We start from the raw sequence: 19586 nt of genomic DNA on the forward strand, positions 1-19586 counted from the left end.
AAAAATTGCTAAATCAATAACAACTGCTTAGGAAGAGGGTTAAATGAGAATTATCCTCACCTACAAATCGAAATAATTTTCATTTATTTTTTTTATTTTGAATAATCAATACGTTATTTTTGTCTTGATAAACGACTTGGACAGGTAATAGCATCGGGAGCGCTTGGAAGAATTGATCGGGTTGGTGTAAATTGATGCGCCCTGAAATCTTACTTTGTGCGAGTGTTGGAGGGGAAAGCTCAACGTTGATAGGGGAATAGGTTTTCAGTTGTGCAAGTACTTCAAATAAGGGCTTATCAGTGAAACTCAGCTCACCAAAGCGCCATCTGGCAATATCGAACGGTGTTACTTTACTCACCTTAGCTGGGCTATTGGCGGCTAAGCTGACGGCATTATCACCAGCAAATAAATAAATGGTTGGCTGCTGTTTTCCTGTTTGTAGGCTAACAATGCCTTTGTTAACACTAACGGCAATTTGTTGGTGCGCTTTATCAACTTCAAACTCCGTACCAATCACCTGAATACGTCTTTCATCCGCTAGGATCACAAATGGGCGATAGGGATTAGATTTAACTTTGAAATAGGCGCTGCCGCTGTCTAAATAGATTTGACGAACTTCGGTTTCATAAGCGACACGGATGCGTGTTTGGCGATTGAGAAATAGCGAGGAACCATCGGATAATATGACTTCTTTTGGTGCTTCATTAGCGACAAGAGTCATATTATTCAATAGCATGGATGGAAGATGGCTATAGGGTAGAAATAGCACCGCGGCAATAAACAAGGCGGCAAGGGTATTTCCCAATGGTCGCCAAAGCCGAAAAAACAGGCCTTTTTTCGGTTTGTTTATATTAGTTGCCGGCCTAGGCATCGCATCGAATTCACGCCAAACACCCGCAATTGCCTCATAGGATTTAGCGTGCTCTGGTGATGTGGCTAGCCACAGTTGAAACTGCTCCACTTGCTCTGAGGTCAGCTGTTGACTGTGATTGCGCGTAAACCACAGTGCAGCTTGTTCATCAATTGTGTCTAGATCATCTGGCTCGTGTATCGATGTGTGAGTCATTAATTTTTATTGCTCTGATTATCAAGATGCTTTTTACAGTGGACTAAAGCAGCTGCAATGTGTTTTTCTACCATACTAATAGAAATTTCCATGCGCTCTGCGATCTCGCTTTGTGATAAGCCATCGAACCGATATAACAAAAAAGCCTCTCGTCGCCTAGGGGGTAAGCTTTCTATCGCATCACTTAACCATTGAATACGTTGTTGCTGCTCTAGTATCTCACTAGGATCTGCTTGTGTATCGGTTAGATTTTGGTCCATCAAGGTTTCATCAACCTCGACGGTTGATTTTGCCTGACGTTGGTTACGACGCCAATGGTCAATTAAGACATGATTGGCGATTTTGAACAAATAAGCACGACTCTCTTTGATCGGAGATTGTTCTTTTCTGTTAAGCCATAGTGTAAACACATCCTGTGATAAATCATCAGCATCATTGCTATTACCTAGCCGATTGCGGAAAAAGCGGACAAGCTGGCTATAAGTTGACTGATATGCCCCACTGATTTTGCGGGCAAGGGATTTATCGATCGTCATTTTCGCTGGTGCCAAAAAAGTTACGAATGTGCATCACACATTCAATGATGAATTTAAATTGCTTATTGTAATAATACTTTTAAAAATCAATCGTTTGATTGAAAATTTGACAAAGGGTTAATAATAATGAATATCATTTTCGTTCGTATTATGCCTATAATCTGCAAAAAATAAAGTCGTGAGGCAAAATATGAGCAGTATTGCGGGCAAGATTGAGCGCCCGGTTTTACGTCCGTTGGGCGGTTTGTTTTTAAGTCTTCTTTTCCATGGAACAATTGCAGTCATGCTTATTGGTTGGTTTACGACAAACCTGCCAAAAACAGGGGTTTTACCGCCTGCAATATCTCTACAACTGGGGGTTTATCAACTTGAGCAGCACTCAGAGCCTGAAGTTAACCATGCCCCTAAACAGCAAATGGCAACTCGTGAAGAGATTTTGCCAGATGTGATTGAAAAAACGGAAAAACTACCGGAAACACCATTAGTTGATAACGGTAGCTTAACTAAGGTAAGTGAAAAAAAACGCCCACCCAAAAAGAAACCGGCACAGATTAAAAAAGTCGTAGAAGAAGCTCCCGTAAATACACAAGAATCGGCGGTGACTTCAGTGCCAGCGGCAGGTCGTGAGTCTCATAATAGTGCTAATTTTTCGAGCCATGCTTCTGCGGCAATCAGTGGTCACCATGGCTGGCAAAGTGAGGTTCATCAGCGTTTAGCTAAAGCGAAGCGCTATCCAAGAGCAGCCTTACGTTTCCGCTCAACTGGGGTTTCTCAGGTTAAAATTACTGTCGATAGTCAAGGTGAAGTGGTAAGTGCCAGTTTAATTAATTCATCTGGCACTAAAATCTTAGATAAGGAAGCGATTGCGACGATCAACCGTGCAGCGCCATTTCCCGCTCCCCCTGAAACGATGTTAATTGATGGGCGAGTCGAGTTGATCGCGCCAATTGTATTTGATACCACATCGATTTAATAAGGTGGCTGAGACATTGCTCAGCCCTTTTGTTCTGGTACTTTTGGTTTATTAGTCTGATTTTTCGCTCTACGTTTTTTAGGGCGATGAGGACGCTGCTCCGCTTTTTTCTTCTCTGAGTTCGGTTTTCTTAGTTGGCTACTCGCCGTACTTTCTTCTTCGTTGGTATTGTCTTCATTGACCACCAATTGCGGAGGCATGTTTTTTCCTTTCTTTTTCTTGGCGCGGAATAAGGTGTTTGCTAATACGATACCAATGCAGGTCGCCAACAAAATAAAGAAACGTAAAACGTTGGTGCTATTATCAGCCTGCTGAATTTCAGTGGTTAATAGCTCTGTATCAATGGTTAGACGTAGGTAACCTTTAGGTTCTTCTTTTCCCGGAACAGGCACCACTAACTGGTATTGGAAGGGGTGAATTGATTGATTGTTATCAATGGCCAGTCTCTCACGCACAGGGACTGCTTCCCCTGCACTAGCAATCAATGTGCCACTAGCGGAGTAAATACTTGCATCCAAAATATATTGGTCTTTCGTAATGTTATTCAAATTAGCGATAATGCGTTCGCGATTAAAATCTTTGCTGCCTGAAACGATATAATCGGATAAGCTGAAAGCCACTTGCTCGGCTAAAACACGGGTTAGCTGTTTGTATTGCTCAACGCGGTTTTGGTTTTGGCTGTTTCCTAAATAGGAAATACCATGCATTAATAAGGCAATTAATGCCACACAGATAACAATTATGACTGTTTTGTGAAGCTTGAAGGTTAGTTTCATAGAAATCATTAAGTGCTCTTTGACTATTCTCTGGCATCATGGTGCCAGAGCTTATGAAGATAGGATAGTTTTAGGCATAATTTTATTATAAAACATTGAGTCGATTACAGGAGCAAATTTTCATGTCAACGAGTTTGACCTATTGCTATTTACCCGATGAAATTCACAAATGGCCGGGGTTGCCATTATCGCTGAGCGGGGAAGAAGTGATGCCTTTAGATTACCGCGCAGGAGATAGCGGTTGGTTATTGTATGGTCGCGGTTTAGATAAAGCACGTATCAGTGATTTTCAACAACGCTTAGGCATAGCAATAGTCATCGTTTCATCATGGCGAATTGATGATTATCAAGTGGTTCGCATCGCAGGTAGCATCACACCTCGAATTAAAAAATTGGCAGATGAAAGTTTATTGGATGTTGTGCCATTAGGTCAGATCCCGCGCTTGCGTTCACCGGGGATCTTGTTAATGGATATGGACTCCACCGCAATCCAGATCGAATGTATTGATGAAATAGCACGTTTGTATGGCGTTGGCGAGCAGGTTTCTGAGGTTACCGAGCGTGCGATGCAAGGTGAACTCGATTTTACTGAAAGCCTGAAAGCACGAGTGGCGCTGCTAAAAGGCGCTGATGTGATGATCCTCCAACAAGTCATGGACACACTACCATTGATGCCTGGTTTAACTAGCCTAGTCAGAAAACTGCAAGCGATGGATTGGCATGTCGCTATAGCATCGGGCGGCTTTACCTTCTTTGCTGATAATTTACGTCAACAATTGAAATTAGCGGCTGCTGTTGCCAACCAACTTGAAATCAAAGACGGCAAACTTACCGGTAAAGTTAAAGGACCGATAGTGGATGCCAAATATAAAGCACAAACTTTAGTGAAATTGGCAGAAAAGCTGGAAATCCCACTAGAACAAACCGTAGCGATTGGCGATGGGGCTAACGATTTAAAAATGCTGCGTAAGGCTGGGCTGGGTATTGCCTATCATGCAAAACCGAAGGTGTATGCTAGAGCGAAGGTGGCTATCCGTCACGCCGATCTCATGGGAGTGATGTGTGTGCTTAGTGGTGGCCTAAAACACGAAGAACGCTAATATTCGTCATATTTCGTGCCGTGGCGTTGTTGGCTGCACTCACTAGCCCTAGTCACATACTTGTGTATGCTCCTAGGGACTAGCGCGTTTGCCGCCTAGCCACAACACGAACTATTTAGAATATTACACATGGCAGCCTAAAACACGAAGAACGCTAATATTCGTCATATTTCGCGCCGTGGTGTTGTTGACTGCGTTCACTCGCACTAGTCACATACTTGTGTATGCTTCTAGGGACTAGCTCGTTTGCCGCCTAGCCACAACACGAACTATTTAGAATATTACACATGGTGGAGTTTTTTTGCGCAATGATAATTAAAACATTGATGTTTGTTGGTTAGTCTGAGTTAATTTAGTGAATATGTTGGTAACAGAGCAATAAGGAGCGATATTGTGGCAAAAGGTGCAAAAAGGGCATTTGTATGTAATGAATGTGGGGCAGATTACCCGCGTTGGCAAGGGCAATGTAGTGCCTGCCATGCATGGAACACCATTACAGAAGTGCGCCTTGCCTCAAGTAGCTCCTCTTCACGTAATGATCGATTAACTGGGTATGCAGGCAATGCGGCTGGCGTGAGTCGCGTCCAAAAATTATCAGACATCAGTCTTGAAGAGCTACCACGTTTTTCAACGGGTTTTAAAGAATTTGACCGCGTACTAGGGGGCGGGGTGGTACCAGGAAGTGCCATTCTTATCGGTGGTAACCCCGGCGCGGGGAAAAGTACACTATTGCTGCAAACGATGTGTTTGTTGTCTCGTGAAATGAAAACCCTCTATGTGACAGGGGAAGAATCCCTACAGCAAGTTGCAATGCGTGCGCATCGTCTTGGTCTACCGACTGATTCATTGAATATGCTGTCAGAGACCAGTATTGAGCAAATATGCCTTACTGCGGAGCAAGAGCAGCCAAAATTGATGGTGATCGACTCAATACAAGTCATGCACATGGCAGATATTCAATCTTCACCGGGTAGTGTTGCTCAGGTTCGAGAAACTGCCGCTTATTTGACTCGTTTCGCAAAAACCCGTGGGGTAGCTATTATTATGGTGGGTCATGTGACCAAAGATGGCTCTTTGGCAGGCCCTAAAGTACTCGAACACTGTATTGACTGCTCAATCATGTTAGATGGTGATGCCGATAACCGTTTTCGGACATTGCGCAGCCACAAAAACCGTTTTGGCGCAGTTAATGAATTAGGGGTATTTGCCATGACGGAACAAGGCCTGAAAGAGGTGAATAACCCATCGGCAATTTTTTTAAGCCGTGGTGATGAAATTACATCTGGTAGTTCAGTCATGGTGGTATGGGAAGGGACTCGACCATTGCTGGTGGAGATCCAAGCCTTGGTTGATCACTCGATGATGTCTAATCCACGTCGTGTTGCCGTTGGCTTAGAGCAAAACAGACTAGCAATTTTATTGGCTGTTTTACATCGTCACGGTGGCTTGCAAATGTCGGATCAAGATGTGTTTGTTAACGTCGTCGGAGGGGTTAAAGTGACTGAAACCAGCGCGGATCTTGCGTTACTCCTCTCGTTAGTTTCCAGTTTTCGTGATCGTCCATTACCAAGAGATTTGGTGGTTTTTGGTGAAGTTGGCTTAGCTGGTGAAATCCGTCCCGTACCTAGTGGGCAAGAACGTATTTCTGAAGCGGCAAAGCATGGTTTTAAACGTGCAATTGTACCGCATGCTAATATGCCTAAAAAATCTCCACCTGATATGAAAGTATACGGAGTAAAAAAACTTGCAGATGCGCTAAGTGTAATGGATGAACTCTATGAGTAAAGGAAAATAGATGGCTGAATTTGATTATCTGAAGAATGCAATTAAGCAGGCTGGCTATACGCTCCAACAAGTTGCTGATGCCTCTGACATGACCAAAGGTTATCTGAGCCAGCTAATTAACGATAAAATTAAAAGTCCTAGTGCGCAAAAAATTGCCGCTTTGCACCGTTTTCTTGGATTAGAGTACCCAAATAAACAGAAAACTATCGGTGTCGTATTTGGTAAATTTTATCCCTTGCATACAGGGCATATCTATTTGATCCAGCGCGCCTGTAGCCAAGTGGATGAACTACACGTTATTCTCTGTCATGACGAGCCACGCGATAAAGATCTGTTTATGAACAGTTCAATGTCACAACAGCCTACGGTGAGTGATCGTCTGCGTTGGTTATTACAGACATTTAAATACCAAAAAAATATTCATATTCATTCCTTTGATGAGCAAGGTATAGAGCCATATCCACATGGTTGGCAAGTATGGAGTGATGGTATGAAAGCGTTCTTAAACAAGAACAATATTCATCCAAGCTATATCTATTCTAGCGAAACCAATGATGCCCCTCGTTATAAAGAGCATTTGGGAATAGAAACTATTCTAATTGATCCTGAACGTACCTTTATGAATATTAGTGGTAATCAAATTCGCCAAGCACCATTCCGTTATTGGGACTATATTCCTACTGAAGTGAAGCCGTTCTTTGTTCGTAAAGTTGCAATACTGGGGGGAGAGTCAAGCGGCAAATCAACCTTAGTCAATAAGCTAGCCAACATTTTTAATACTACCAGTGCATGGGAGTTTGGGCGCGATTACGTTTTTTCCCATTTAGGCGGAAATGAGATGGCATTGCAATATTCGGACTATGACAAAATTGCATTAGGCCATGCCCAATATATTGATTTTGCGGTTAAATACGCCAATAAAGTGGCTTTTATTGATACGGATTTTATTACCACTCAAGCCTTTTGTAAGCGTTATGAAGGGAAAGAGCATCCATTTGTACAGGCACTGATCGACGAATACCGTTTCGATTTAGTGATCGTTTTGGAAAATAACACGCCATGGGTTGCAGATGGCCTACGCAGCTTAGGTAGCAATAAGGATCGCCAAGAGTTTCAATCATTGTTAATTGAAATGTTACATAAGAACAATGTTGAATTTGTTCGTGTTGAGTCGCCTGATTACGATAGCCGTTTTTTAACCTGCATTTCATTAGTTCAACAACTATTAATGTTGGATGAATAAATTATAAAGGTGCCTGAAGATAGTTGGCACCTTTATATTTCCTCTCTTATGTTATTTCAATAAAGTTTAGATGCTATATACTCGTTATACTTCAAGTTGCAGGATTGTTGACTACACTCAGTGAGTTGAGTCACAGAGTTTATCTATGCTCCCCGCCTATCTTCACTTGTCGGCTAACTGCATCTCGAATTATTTAGAGTATATATTTAAAATTTTATGAGTATCATTAATATATTTATTGAGATATAGCTTATGTTTAAATTATATTTATAATTGATTTTTTTTATTATTTCTATTTGTTTTTTTAAAGATTAAATTATCATTAATATAATAAACATGATATGAGTGATAAACAACGATATGTCACAATTTGATCTTTTAGCTCCTATTTATGACAATATGGATATTTTACCATTCAGGAAAGAAATAGAGATTCCTTCTGTATTAAAAATGCTTGGTGATATATCTGGAATGAGTGTTTTAGATTTCGGTTGTGGCTCTGGATATTACGCATGTTTATTGAAAAAACGGGGAGCCAAACGTGTTGTAGGTTATGATATAGCGAATGGGATGTTGGAATATGCGAGAAACAAAGAATTAATCAATCCTCTCGGTATTGAATATGTATCAACATTAGATAACTTAGAACAGCAATTTGATTTAGTGTTAGGTGTCTATGTTCTTCCTTATGCGGGCAGCCGTGAAAAATTGCAAAGTATGGTTAATAATATGGTTAAGCTAATTCGCCCAGGTGGACGGTTATTAACATTACCATTAAATCCGAAATATTCGATCATCTCTGATTATTATGTGCCATATGGGTTTAAAATAGTAAGCGATTCCCCTTATCAAGATGGCTCAACGTTTCAATTGCATCTTCTGTATAATACGCCACATATTATTAATGGTTGGTATTGGTCTTATGAAGTTCTTAATAATGCGTTTAAAAAATCAGGATTGACTAATATTCAATGGTCAAAGCCTAATGTTAAAGACTCATCATTATCAACACAATTTAGTCGGTATATCAATAATCCTCACACAGTAATGGTTAGCGCTAGTTACATTTAATTTATATCTATTTTAATTATGATTTTTTTATCCTTTTAGAAAATTACTTTAATTATCAATTCGAACGATTACCATTAAGTCAGTGGTGCGAAATGTGCATAAATGACTCTAACTCATTACTTTACAGCATGTTGGCAGTGTTTGAAAAACCTATATATAACGATAAGAGCTTGATTGAATTATATCAATATACATACCATTTTATGAGCGATAATACAGAGCAATTTTTGCAGGGAAGTGGTATTGAGCAACCAAAATTTGATCAAGCAGAATTGTATCGCTATTTAATAAATTTAGGGTGCATGTAGCAAGGGGTAAAATACCTTTTAAAATCTAACTTTTAGAGGGAAAAATAGTTTGCGATTTCATCTATTCAGAGTATAGATTTAAGTATGTTTACATTAAATGCTATGATGGCTTTTTACCTCCGCTGTTCGCTACATAGCATTAAGAGAAATATCATGACAATACAACCTAAAAAGCCAAGAACAAAACCCGCAGAAGAACGGTTAGATGACCTGATGAATGCAGCGGAGAAACTGTTTCTTTCTAAAGGATTTGTGAGTACCACAGTCAGTGAGATTGTCTTGTCTGCTGATGTTGCAAAAGGGACTTTTTATCACTATTTTCAATCTAAAAACGACATTATGGAAGCGTTACGTACCCGTTATATGGATTGGTATTTAGGGCATATTCAAGCTGAACTGGACAAACAAGACAGTGCCTACGCGAAATTGAAATCGTGGTGTGAAAACAGCGTTACATACTATGTTGAAAAGCAAAATATTCATGACATGCTTTTTCACGATGAATATCACGGGCGTGGCAATGATCATGAAACCAGAGCTGTTGAGCAAATTAAAGCTATTCTGGCTTTCGGTGAAAAAACACAACAATGGCCGGCTTTGCCTCCAGAGCTAATGGCCACAATGCTCTATCATGCTATGCATGCTGCTGTTGATAACTTATCAAATACTACGGAATACAATCAGCATAATTTAGGTGAGATCCTTTATCAGCGTTTCCGTCTACTTCTTAGTTAAATTTGTCAGATATCTCTTCGAGAATATTATTTAGCTAATTTTTATGTCTTCTTTTTATGAAGACATATTTTGCTAAATATCAAATAGTTAACTATATCCTTCATTGCTATATTGATGATAAATTTGTCTTTTTAAATGCAAATGATTATTAATTAAGTTGACCGGTGGTCGGTCGACGATCTATGCTAGCGCCATTAAAATTTCATCTTTACTTCATTGGCTTATATTGTATGGATAATTTCACTTCCCAACGCTACATACAGACAACCATTGGTTTAATGATTTCTTCTGCGTTAATTTGTTCAAGTACGGTTAATGCCAGTTCAACAGCTGATGTATTAGTAGTCACTGCGACAGAAAATAGCGATACCGAACCAAGAGGGTATGCCACTAAGACACAATCCACGGCAACCAAAAGCTCAGCTTCATTATTAGAGACACCTCAATTTGTTTCGGTGATCAAACGTGAGCAAATGGATACATTACCATCAGAATCTCTGAGTCAGGCTTTACGTTATAGCGCAGGGGTGACCAGTGAAAAATATGGGGCATTTGGTAGCGGTATCGATTTTTCAAAAATGCGTGGGTTTGACGCCGATTATTATTTAGATGGTTTACGGGTCATTGGTAATAGTGGAATTTGGGGGCCGCAAATTGACTCGTGGACGTTAAATAGTATTGAAGCGGTTCATGGCCCATCATCTGCTCTTTATGGTCAAGGAGGTGCAGGTGGTGTGATCAACATGCAGTCTCGTCGACCAATCGCTCAAGGCTCCCATCAAATTCAATTTCAAAAAGGCAATTTTGATAATAATGCGGTTAGGTTTGATTCAACCGATGCATTGAATGATGACGAAACATTATTGTATAGAATAAATGGATTGGCACTCTCTAGCGATTCACAAGTTAATTCATCTAAGCAATCCCGTTACTTACTGGCACCTTCCATCACTTGGCAGCCTAGTGACGAGTTCAGTTGGACCGTTTTAAGTCAATATCAACGTGACCCTCATATGGGACACTACAATACATTGCCTGCTCAAGGGATAGGTTTACTGCCTAACTCGAACGGCAAGTTAGATTTGACTCAAAACTACAGTGATCCTCAGCATGAGAAATCAGAGCGAACCCAATGGTCTATCACTTCACTCGTTGACTACCAGATCACACCTTCCTTTACGTTCAAACAGAATATGCGCTATTCGGATGTTGATACGCATATTAAACGCGATTTTACTCGTGGATTTCTAGCGGGAGACCGCTTACTAACAGCGGTGTATCAAGATTCACCAAGTAAATCTAAAACGTTAGTGGCTGATAACCAATTGGTTTATAAATTAACGTTAGGCTCAGTAAATCATGAATTACTTTCTGGTTTTGATTATCAAACAGGAAAACTTGATAAAGATTGGTGGGGGTCACAAACGGTAAGTTTTGATCCATGGATAAAACCACATCATCCTGAGTTTCAACCTTATCCAGTCTCTCGCACATCAACAACTCAACGTTTTGATCGTTATGGTATTTATTTACAAGATCAACTCAGTTGGCAGCAATGGGATTTGATCCTCAGCGGTCGTTACGATTGGTCGTATTTAGATACCGATAATAACCTCACAAAAACAACACAAAAAAATGATACATCAGCATGGAGTCAACGTATTGGGCTCACCTATGCTTTCGAAAGTGGTTTTTCACCGTGGATCAGCATTTCTGACAGTTTTGATCCTGTTTTAGGAACCGATGCTGAAGGTCACTCCTTTATTCCCACTGAATCAAAACAAACAGAATTAGGGCTGAAATACCAAAACCAATCAGGCGATTTAATGCTAAGTCTTGCCGCATATGAACTTGAGCAAAAAAATGTCACCACGCATAACCCATTAAACCCTGATTACTATAACCAAACGGGTAAAGTGCGTTCCCGTGGCATTGATTTCGAAAGTCGGATCGCAATCACCCCTTCACTCAATATGATGCTTAATTATGCTTATACCGATAACAAAATCACAGAAAGCCAAGACCTCTCAGTTCTGAACAAGCACCCTGTTCAAGTGCCTAAGAATAGTGGTTCTGCATGGGTAGATTATCGTTTTCATTCACCTTATTTAGATGGCGCTCTAGTGGGGGTAGGTGTTCGCTATTTAGGGGAAACATGGGGTGATAATACCAATACATTTAAGGTTCCTGCGGTATGGTTAGGAGATATCAGCGTTAGATACCAAATGGATGCCTTAGTGCCTGAATTAGTCGGAATGGAACTGGGTGTCACTGTGAGTAATATCACCAATAAATCTTATATTGCGAGTTGCACTAGCGCGACTTATTGCAGTATTGGCACCGATAGAACGTTACTGACTACGCTCAATTATTATTTTTAATTCCCTTAGGTAAAAAATATATGACAGCTTCCAAAAGGGATTTCATCAAAGCCGGATTGGCAACAATGGTACTGAGTGCAGTGCCATCTTCTGTCCTTGCAAAAAAAAGGCCCGTCGTTAGGGATATTCTCAATCGTTCTGTTGAGTATCCCGAAAAGATTGAGCGTATCTATTTAGCCGATTCTTCATTAGTTTTTCTCTATGCAACATTACGTGGTCGCCATTTCTTACAAAAGCTAGTGGCGATCCCAAATAATTTCCGTACCGCTGACTTACGTAGTTATCAGCAATACAGTCATGCTTTTCCTGATATAAAAATGCTTCCTCACTTGCCAGCGATTGGTGGAGCTCAGGTTAATTTAGAAACGGTCTTGGCATTGAAACCTAACATTATTTTCACAACGACAGGTACGTACGCAGGGCTCCAAGCTAATGGTTTACTGACCTTATTACAGCGGGCTGGTGTCTCAGTCATCGTACTTGATATGAGCATTGATCCTATTGCCAATACACCCAAAAGTATTTCAATTATGGCGGAGGTGTTAGGGCTACAAAACCGAGCTAAGCAAATAAATCAGTTTATTAAGACACATTTAGATATTGTAAAAACTCGCTTAATGAGCGCTAAACCTGAAGCGATAAACGTGCTACTCGAAAGAGCTGCTGGCTTTTCCGAGGAGTGTTGCTTCGCGTATGGTAATGGTAATTTTGCACAGTTCTTAACCTTTGCTGGAGGGGTTAATGTGGCAAGCCAATATATTGGTACCACTTATGGCGTGCTTAATCAGGAAACCATTATTCACACTAAGGCACAAATGGTGATTGTTACGGGAACTGACTGGAGTGGTTATAACCCAAAGGGTAATTGGGTTGGATTAGGGCCGGGCGCTAATTTATCAATTGCTCGGCAAAAACTTCGGCTGTTAATGGAGCGTAACGCTTTTAAAACACTCACAGCAGTGAAACAACGGCAAGTTCATGCTATTTGGCACACTTTCTATGACAGCCCCTTCGGTTTTATCGCTATTTTAAAATTTGCTAATTGGTTATATCCAACGTTGTTTGCGGATCTTGATGCCAATAACGTTTTTCAGTCTTTTACTGAGCAATTTCTGCCCGTTGAGTGGGAAGAAGGTTACTGGGTTTCACTTTAATAAAAGGATTATACAACAATGATTTATTCCCCTGATCCGCTACGTCAGCAAGTTGAAAAACAAAGCAATGGCCAACGAACAATAATTTACAGCCCTAAAGGCCAACCTAATTATGTATTTATTGTCCCTCGTTTTAATTTAGAAACGATAGATAAAAACCTAGGTAGCGGTATTCATCCTGCATTTATCGTAAATAATAAAGCTATCGATGCTTTTTTTTACTCTTGCTATTCTGCCAGTTTACGGGATGGCGAGTTAGTGAGCCAACCTAATCAGATACCCGCCTGCAATCTCGATTTATTGCAATTTCAATCTTTAGCCAAGAAAAGCGGACAAGGTTGCCATATTAGTACTAACGCACAATGGTGTGCATTAACTGCACTTATTAATCAAAATAATTATATTGTGCAAGGAAATACAGATTATGGCAGAAATTACCTTAATATTGATGAAAGTCGCTCCCGTATTGATGGTTTAGCGATTGGTCGCAGTGAGGGCACACCGACCACACGTACAGAAACACAATGGAAAAGTTGGCATCATAATCATCAGCTGACAGGGATCAGTGATCTTGTTGGCAACCTTTGGGAATGGCAAACGGGTGTTCGTTTACATGCAGGTGAAATTCAAGTTATCCCAAATAATGATGCGGCGATTCTTTCAGGTGACTCAATATTAGATTGGTGTGCTATTGATATGAATACAGGAAAATATATTACGATAAATAGCCCAAACAGCGCTAAATATGACTCCCCGATAGCCAAATTAGATGGCAACGCGGGATCTCCTGTTATTTCACAAAATATTTTAAATTTTAATGGTGATCCTACAGATTCTAGCTATCCCGCAGGGTTGCTCGATAGCCCTTTCCGACTTGTTGCTACCGCTAATCAGGAAAACATTCCTAGCTTACTGAAGGTATTAGGACTGGCACCTTATCAAAACAAGCAAGTTGATGACCAAATCTATTTACGTAACTATGGAGAGCGTGCTTTGATGCGTGGTGGGGCTTGGTATTCACAAGCAAGTGCAGGGATCGATGCGCTATGTCTCAGTCATACGGCAAAACATAGGAGTATGACAGTCGGGGCAAGAACGGCTTGGTTATACTCGTGATCTTTCAAATTGTAGCATTATTGATGATGTCTCGCTGAGTTTATATCTCGACATATTTTGTTATGCCCCCTTTAATAAAAAGGGGGCTATTAGCTGAAAGCTACTTAGTTATACGCTTATATTTGATACGATGCGGTTGCAGTGCATCGGCACCAAAGGTACGTTTTTTGTAGTCCTCATATTCACTAAAGTTACCTTCGAAGAAAGTGATATTACCTTCGTCTTGGTAATCGATGATATGAGTCGCAATACGGTCAAGGAACCAACGGTCATGCGAGATAACCATTGCACAGCCTGGGAACTCCAGCAGGGCGTTTTCCAATGCACGTAAGGTTTCAACATCGAGGTCGTTGGTTGGTTCATCGAGCAGTAAGACGTTACCGCCAACTTGCAATAGTTTTGCTAAGTGCAAACGACCACGTTCACCACCTGATAATTCGCCAACGCGTTTGCCTTGGTCGACACCCTTGAAGTTAAAGCGGCCAACATAAGCACGGCTTGGGATCTCAAAGTTACCAATACGCATGATATCTTGACCGTTAGAGATCTCTTCCCAAACGGTTTTGCTGTCATCCATTGAATCACGGAACTGATCAACGGAAGCGATTTTTACAGTATCACCAAGAGTGATGGAGCCTGAATCAGGTTGTTCTTGGCCTGAAATCATACGGAACAACGTTGATTTACCTGCACCGTTTGGACCGATGATCCCAACAATTGCCCCTTTAGGAATGGAGAAGCTAAGGTCATCGATAAGAACGCGGTCACCATAGGATTTGCTTAGGTTCTCAACTTCGATCACTTTATCCCCTAAACGTGGTCCAGGTGGAATAAACAACTCACTGGTTTCATTGCGTTTTTGGTACTCGACGCTGTTAAGCTCTTCAAAGCGAGCCAAACGTGCCTTACCTTTGGATTGACGACCTTTAGGATTTTGACGGATCCACTCAAGCTCTTTCTCAATAGACTTACGGCGAGCAGCTTCCGTTGACGCTTCTTGCGCCAGACGCTGATCTTTTTGTTCAAGCCAAGATGAATAGTTGCCTTCCCATGGAATACCTTCACCACGGTCAAGTTCAAGGATCCAACCTGCGACATTATCGAGGAAGTAGCGGTCGTGGGTAATGGCCACAACAGTACCTTCATAGTCATGTAGGAAACGCTCTAACCATGCAACCGACTCAGCATCTAAGTGGTTAGTTGGTTCATCGAGCAGTAGCATATCCGGTTTTTCTAGTAGCAAACGACAAATTGCCACGCGGCGGCGTTCACCACCGGATAGGTTTTCAATTTTTGCATCCCATGCAGGAAGACGCAAAGCATCTGCTGCGCGCTCTAACTGATTATCCAAGTTATGGCCATCTTGTGCAGAGATAATTGCTTCTAGTTCGCCTTGTTCTTTGGCTAACTTATCGAAATCAGCATCTGGATCTGCATAAGCGGCATAAACTTCATCTAAACGTGTTAACGCATTTTTTACTTCAGAAACCGCTTCTTCCACGGCTTCGCGCACCGTATGTTCAAGGTTAAGTTTAGGCTCCTGTGGTAGGTAGCCAATTTTTATACCCGGTTGAGGACGTGCTTCCCCTTCAATTTCAGTATCGATACCAGCCATAATGCGCAGTAGCGTTGACTTACCAGCACCGTTGAGACCTAAAACACCTATCTTAGCGCCAGGAAAGAAGCTCAGAGAGATATTTTTCAAAATATGACGTTTCGGTGGAACAATTTTCCCCACTCGATACATAGAATAGACGAATTGAGCCAATTTACTTTACCTATTGTTTTATAAATGAAAGTTCAATACTTGAAGTATGACGAGTATATATTGCTGCATTATACCTTAGCGTAGGCTGGTTGCCGCAAACATTTATGCGATTCACTCTAATTGTTCCTCATCTTAAGTCAACAGTTGTATGTTTTTTAGATAATAGTGTTCAGGAACGGGGTTATACAGATATCTATCAGCGTATACTTTAACGCGATGTTCAGAATGATTGATGGCCAGTTGAAGATGAGTCTTGGCATTATTAATTTTATAGCAGTGATTACTGCTATAAAATTAATTTAATGGAGAAATAAAAGGGTTATTGAACGGATACGGTGGGGGTTTCTAGTTTTACGACATCTGGTTTATTTTTAACATCACTGAGTTGTATTTTTTTATCTGTTCTTTCTGATGTTCCTGTAAAAACCCCGCCTTTTTTAATGGTAAGGTTTTTGGTTTGACAGATGCCATCTAGCTGACCATTTTCTAAGATATCTAAATCTTCAGAAACACATAGTCCTTTCATTTTTCCATTAATAGAGATGGTTTGGGCATAAATTTCACCTTCAACAACCCCTTCTTTTTGGATAGTCACAACGCCATTATTGCTACGAATACTTCCTTTTACATGGCCAAATATTTGGATGTCATCATCTAAAGTTAAATCACCCGAAATATGACAACTGCTTGAAATAGAGGTGCTTTTTCTAGGAGCGGCAGTTTGTGTCAATTTTTCTTCTTTTGTTTCAATAACGTCTTTACTACCAGCAGATAAGTTTGTTTTGGTTGGTTCAATTGAATTATCTTTATTTTTTTTCGCAAACATCTGTTTATTCCTTGTAGAGAGTAAATAAAAAATAATGAAGAGTATGATCAAGAAAGGCAGAGATACAATCGAAGTATGAATATCGGTTAATACGTATATTAAAAGATAAGCCCACCCACAGCCTAAAATAGAAAAAAATAAATTTTTGAAATCCATATCCTATCTCATTTTATTTTAAAGGTTTTATACTCTAAATAATTCGAGGTACAACTTGGCGACAAGTAAACGAGTCGCTAGGAGCATACATCAATAGATGACTGGTTCGTGTGAGCCTAGTCAACAGTGTTGCAGCTTGAAGTATGACGAGTATAGGTTTATTCCAAATGAGCCAGTTTAAATTCACTAATCATAATATTTAACCGTAAAGATGCATGTTTGTCCATTTTTAAACGGCACTGATACTCTTATTTTGGGTTATATAGATAATTGTGCTTAATCAAAGCCAGGCTTTAGGTTGTTTTTTTATTTAATCGATTGTTTTAAAATGAATTTTTATTATGTTATTTTAATGCTATCTTATGACTTAATTTGGCTTTTTATTCGACTTATTGAGTATGTAATACCTCATTTTGAACAATATCCATTGATTAAGCTATATTTTAGTGGGTTTTGATATCGTAACGCTATTTATCTCTATTGAATTTAAATTCAAGAACTCTCTGGTTCTTTTTAAAGCAAAAATTCAGCTTAATGGCATTCATCAAGTGTATACTCTGAGTATGTACTCTAATAGTGATAACTCTGCATACAGTAGGAACTAGGGACGTATTAAATGAAAAAATTATTGCTAGCAGCTCCAATTGCCATGATGTTGGTATCTACAGCAGCATGGGCAGACTCTTTACAAGCACAAAGAGATCGTTATCAAGCCATCAAACAAGCTTGGGATGCTAAGCAAATGGATGAAGTTGAACGTTTATTACCAACGCTGCAAGACTATCCATTATACCCTTATTTAGAATATCGAGAACTAACTCAAGATCTTGATATTGTTTCACCAAGCCAAGTACAAAAATTCATTGATGCACATCCTACATTGCCCGTAGCTCAAACATTGAAAACACGTTTTATCAATGAGCTTGCCCGTCGCCAAGAGTGGAAATCGTTACTGGCTTTCACTCCTGAAGAGCCAAAACCTGCGCAAGCAAAGTGTAATTATTACTACGCAAATTGGGCCACAGGTAATAAAAACTTAGCGTGGCAGGGGGCTGAGAAATCATGGTTAAATGGCCGTTCTATGCCAGAAGCTTGCGATAAGTTATTTAACGAATGGGAAAAAGCGGGCTATTTGACACCTGAAATGATCCTTGAGCGGATCCATCTTGCTATTGATGCAGGTAATACTTCAATGGCGGCTTATCTCGCGAAACGTTTGCCACCAAGCTATCGAACAATTGGTGACGCATTAGTTAAGTTACAAAATGATCCTGCATCTGTGACTCATTTTGCAAAAACAATGACACCAACCGATTTTTCACGTCAAGCAACCATTGCGGCATTCAGCCGTTATGCACGTCAGTCACCTGATGCCGCACGTATTGCATTACGAGGTATTAGTAGCGCGCAAAAAATGAATATGGCTGAAACGCAAAAAATGAAAGACAGTATTGCTTGGCAATATATGGGCGATGTCACGCCTGAGCAGGCTAATTGGCGAGATGAAACAATTGCTGAAACAAATTCTACGACTCTCAAAGAGCGTCGTGTTCGTTTAGCACTTGGCTTAGGGGATAAAGCTGGGGTGGCGCATTGGTTAAAACAATTACCAGCCGATGCTAAAAATAAAGAAGAGTGGCAATACTGGCAAGGGATCACTTTAATCGACGAAGGGAAAAAAGCCGAAGGTGAGGCGATATTACGTAAGCTCATTAATGGTCGTGGTTTTTACCCAATGGTTGCAGCTCAGAAATTAAATATTGAGTATCCGCTGTATATTAAAACGGCTGAAAAACCAGAAGACAACCTTGATAAGTTACCTGAAATTCAGCGTGTTCGTGAATTGATGTATTGGCAAATGGATAACCTAGCTCGAACTGAATGGGTTAGCTTAGTCGCCTCCTTGCCTGCTAATCAGCAAGAGCAATTAGCGCGTTATGCGTTTAACCATAATTGGGCTGATTTGAGTGTGCAAGCAACGATCACCGCAAAATTATGGAATCATTTAGAAGAACGTTTTCCTCTGGCGTGGGAAAAAGAGTTTGAGCGTTTCACAACCGATAAATCAATCTCAAAAAGTTATGCAATGGCGATCGCAAGACAAGAAAGTGCGTTTAACCCACAGGCTCAGTCTCCAGTAGGCGCGACAGGCCTTATGCAATTAATGCCAGCCACCGCCAAACATACCGTACAAAAACAAGGCATCAGTGATTATGTCAACACAAGCCAATTGACCAATCCTGTAAAAAACATTGAGATTGGTACTGCCTATTTGGATGATGTTTACCAACAATTCTCGCATAACCGTATTTTAGCCAGCGCAGCCTATAATGCGGGTCCTTCAAGGGTAACGCGTTGGTTAGGTAATAGCGGTGGTCGTATAGATGCGGTGGCGTTTGTTGAAAGCATTCCTTTTTCAGAGACCCGTGGTTATGTGAAAAACGTGCTGTCCTACGACATTTTTTATCGCTACTTTATGGGGCAAAATGGACCTGTTTTAACGGATAATGAGTGGTTGATGAAATATTGATCCCTGAATTGATTATCGATACTTGTCATGTTTTAAGTCGCAGCGTTGTTGACAACACTTAG

The 19586-nt window shown here is 40.5% G+C and carries 15 protein-coding genes; 10 read left to right on the forward strand and 5 right to left on the reverse strand.

Going from position 1 to position 19586, the window contains the following annotated elements; translation table 11 throughout:
• Positions 1-79: 79 nt before the first annotated feature.
• Together JI723_RS03445 and JI723_RS03450 are read right to left on the reverse strand one after the other, a co-directional pair.
• Entirely contained in the window at positions 80-1066 is a 987-nt protein-coding gene (locus tag JI723_RS03445; RefSeq protein ID WP_272580434.1) for a FecR family protein, read from the reverse strand.
• Positions 1066-1602, reverse strand: a complete 537-nt coding sequence (locus tag JI723_RS03450; protein WP_070926946.1) for an RNA polymerase sigma factor — start codon at positions 1600-1602, stop codon at positions 1066-1068. The genes JI723_RS03445 and JI723_RS03450 overlap by 1 nt, the downstream gene beginning before the upstream one ends.
• Before the next feature lie 190 nt (positions 1603-1792).
• Between JI723_RS03450 and JI723_RS03455 the strand changes: the two genes are divergently transcribed.
• Positions 1793-2575 (forward strand): energy transducer TonB, encoded by a 783-nt coding sequence (locus tag JI723_RS03455; RefSeq protein ID WP_140182562.1) that lies wholly within the window; start codon positions 1793-1795, stop codon positions 2573-2575.
• Positions 2576-2595: 20 nt separating this feature from the next.
• Here JI723_RS03455 and JI723_RS03460 read toward each other — a convergent pair whose 3' ends face one another.
• Positions 2596-3360, reverse strand: coding sequence for an AhpA/YtjB family protein (locus JI723_RS03460; protein ID WP_272580432.1), 765 nt, complete (start codon positions 3358-3360; stop codon positions 2596-2598).
• Between the two features lie 113 nt (positions 3361-3473).
• On the opposite strand from JI723_RS03460, the gene serB reads away from it, so the two are divergent.
• The 8 genes from serB (at position 3474) to JI723_RS03500 (ending at position 14244) form a co-directional block, all read left to right on the forward strand.
• On the forward strand, positions 3474-4451 hold the full coding sequence (serB, locus tag JI723_RS03465; RefSeq protein ID WP_070926942.1) for a phosphoserine phosphatase: 978 nt from the start codon (positions 3474-3476) through the stop codon (positions 4449-4451).
• A 393-nt stretch (positions 4452-4844) separates the two neighbouring features.
• Positions 4845-6236, forward strand: coding sequence for a DNA repair protein RadA (gene radA, locus JI723_RS03470; protein WP_070926940.1), 1392 nt, complete (start codon positions 4845-4847; stop codon positions 6234-6236).
• A gap of 10 nt (positions 6237-6246) precedes the next feature.
• Positions 6247-7479, forward strand: a complete 1233-nt coding sequence (gene nadR, locus JI723_RS03475) for a multifunctional transcriptional regulator/nicotinamide-nucleotide adenylyltransferase/ribosylnicotinamide kinase NadR (protein ID WP_070926938.1) — start codon at positions 6247-6249, stop codon at positions 7477-7479.
• A gap of 360 nt (positions 7480-7839) precedes the next feature.
• Positions 7840-8550: a class I SAM-dependent methyltransferase gene (locus JI723_RS03480; protein ID WP_319067031.1), complete on the forward strand. Its 711-nt coding sequence runs from the start codon at positions 7840-7842 to the stop codon at positions 8548-8550.
• 461 nt (positions 8551-9011) lie between these two features.
• The gene (locus JI723_RS03485) at positions 9012-9593 is read left to right on the forward strand and encodes a TetR/AcrR family transcriptional regulator (protein WP_070926933.1); all 582 of its coding nucleotides are present in this window, start codon (positions 9012-9014) and stop codon (positions 9591-9593) included.
• 230 nt (positions 9594-9823) lie between these two features.
• Positions 9824-11974 carry a TonB-dependent siderophore receptor gene (locus tag JI723_RS03490; RefSeq protein WP_337979781.1) on the forward strand — a complete coding sequence of 717 codons (2151 nt, stop codon included), beginning with the start codon at positions 9824-9826 and terminating at the stop codon, positions 11972-11974.
• 20 nt (positions 11975-11994) lie between these two features.
• Entirely contained in the window at positions 11995-13128 is a 1134-nt protein-coding gene (locus tag JI723_RS03495; protein ID WP_337979782.1) for an ABC transporter substrate-binding protein, read from the forward strand.
• An 18-nt stretch (positions 13129-13146) separates the two neighbouring features.
• Positions 13147-14244: a hypothetical protein gene (locus tag JI723_RS03500; protein WP_337979783.1), complete on the forward strand. Its 1098-nt coding sequence runs from the start codon at positions 13147-13149 to the stop codon at positions 14242-14244.
• 100 nt (positions 14245-14344) lie between these two features.
• On the opposite strand, the gene ettA is transcribed toward JI723_RS03500, so the two are convergent.
• Positions 14345-16012: an energy-dependent translational throttle protein EttA gene (ettA, locus tag JI723_RS03505; protein ID WP_070926927.1), complete on the reverse strand. Its 1668-nt coding sequence runs from the start codon at positions 16010-16012 to the stop codon at positions 14345-14347.
• Between the two features lie 319 nt (positions 16013-16331).
• The gene (locus tag JI723_RS03510) at positions 16332-16994 is read right to left on the reverse strand and encodes a bactofilin family protein (RefSeq protein ID WP_337979784.1); all 663 of its coding nucleotides are present in this window, start codon (positions 16992-16994) and stop codon (positions 16332-16334) included.
• 616 nt (positions 16995-17610) lie between these two features.
• On the opposite strand from JI723_RS03510, the gene sltY reads away from it, so the two are divergent.
• The gene (gene sltY / locus JI723_RS03515; protein ID WP_272580425.1) at positions 17611-19524 is read left to right on the forward strand and encodes a murein transglycosylase; all 1914 of its coding nucleotides are present in this window, start codon (positions 17611-17613) and stop codon (positions 19522-19524) included.
• Positions 19525-19586: the final 62 nt, after the last annotated feature.

Source organism: Providencia manganoxydans (assembly GCF_016618195.1).
GTDB lineage: Bacteria > Pseudomonadota > Gammaproteobacteria > Enterobacterales > Enterobacteriaceae > Providencia > Providencia manganoxydans.

Coding starts and splice junctions, on each gene's coding strand:
- JI723_RS03510 (WP_337979784.1), bottom strand. CDS start 16,994: ATGGATTTCAAAAATTTATTTTTTTCTATTTTAGGCTGTGGGTGGGCT.
- JI723_RS03480 (WP_319067031.1), top strand. CDS start 7,840: ATGTCACAATTTGATCTTTTAGCTCCTATTTATGACAATATGGATATT.
- JI723_RS03490 (WP_337979781.1), top strand. CDS start 9,824: ATGGATAATTTCACTTCCCAACGCTACATACAGACAACCATTGGTTTA.
- JI723_RS03445 (WP_272580434.1), bottom strand. CDS start 1,066: ATGACTCACACATCGATACACGAGCCAGATGATCTAGACACAATTGAT.
- JI723_RS03450 (WP_070926946.1), bottom strand. CDS start 1,602: ATGACGATCGATAAATCCCTTGCCCGCAAAATCAGTGGGGCATATCAG.
- JI723_RS03485 (WP_070926933.1), top strand. CDS start 9,012: ATGACAATACAACCTAAAAAGCCAAGAACAAAACCCGCAGAAGAACGG.
- JI723_RS03455 (WP_140182562.1), top strand. CDS start 1,793: ATGAGCAGTATTGCGGGCAAGATTGAGCGCCCGGTTTTACGTCCGTTG.
- sltY (WP_272580425.1), top strand. CDS start 17,611: ATGAAAAAATTATTGCTAGCAGCTCCAATTGCCATGATGTTGGTATCT.
- serB (WP_070926942.1), top strand. CDS start 3,474: ATGTCAACGAGTTTGACCTATTGCTATTTACCCGATGAAATTCACAAA.
- JI723_RS03500 (WP_337979783.1), top strand. CDS start 13,147: ATGATTTATTCCCCTGATCCGCTACGTCAGCAAGTTGAAAAACAAAGC.
- nadR (WP_070926938.1), top strand. CDS start 6,247: ATGGCTGAATTTGATTATCTGAAGAATGCAATTAAGCAGGCTGGCTAT.
- JI723_RS03495 (WP_337979782.1), top strand. CDS start 11,995: ATGACAGCTTCCAAAAGGGATTTCATCAAAGCCGGATTGGCAACAATG.
- JI723_RS03460 (WP_272580432.1), bottom strand. CDS start 3,360: ATGATTTCTATGAAACTAACCTTCAAGCTTCACAAAACAGTCATAATT.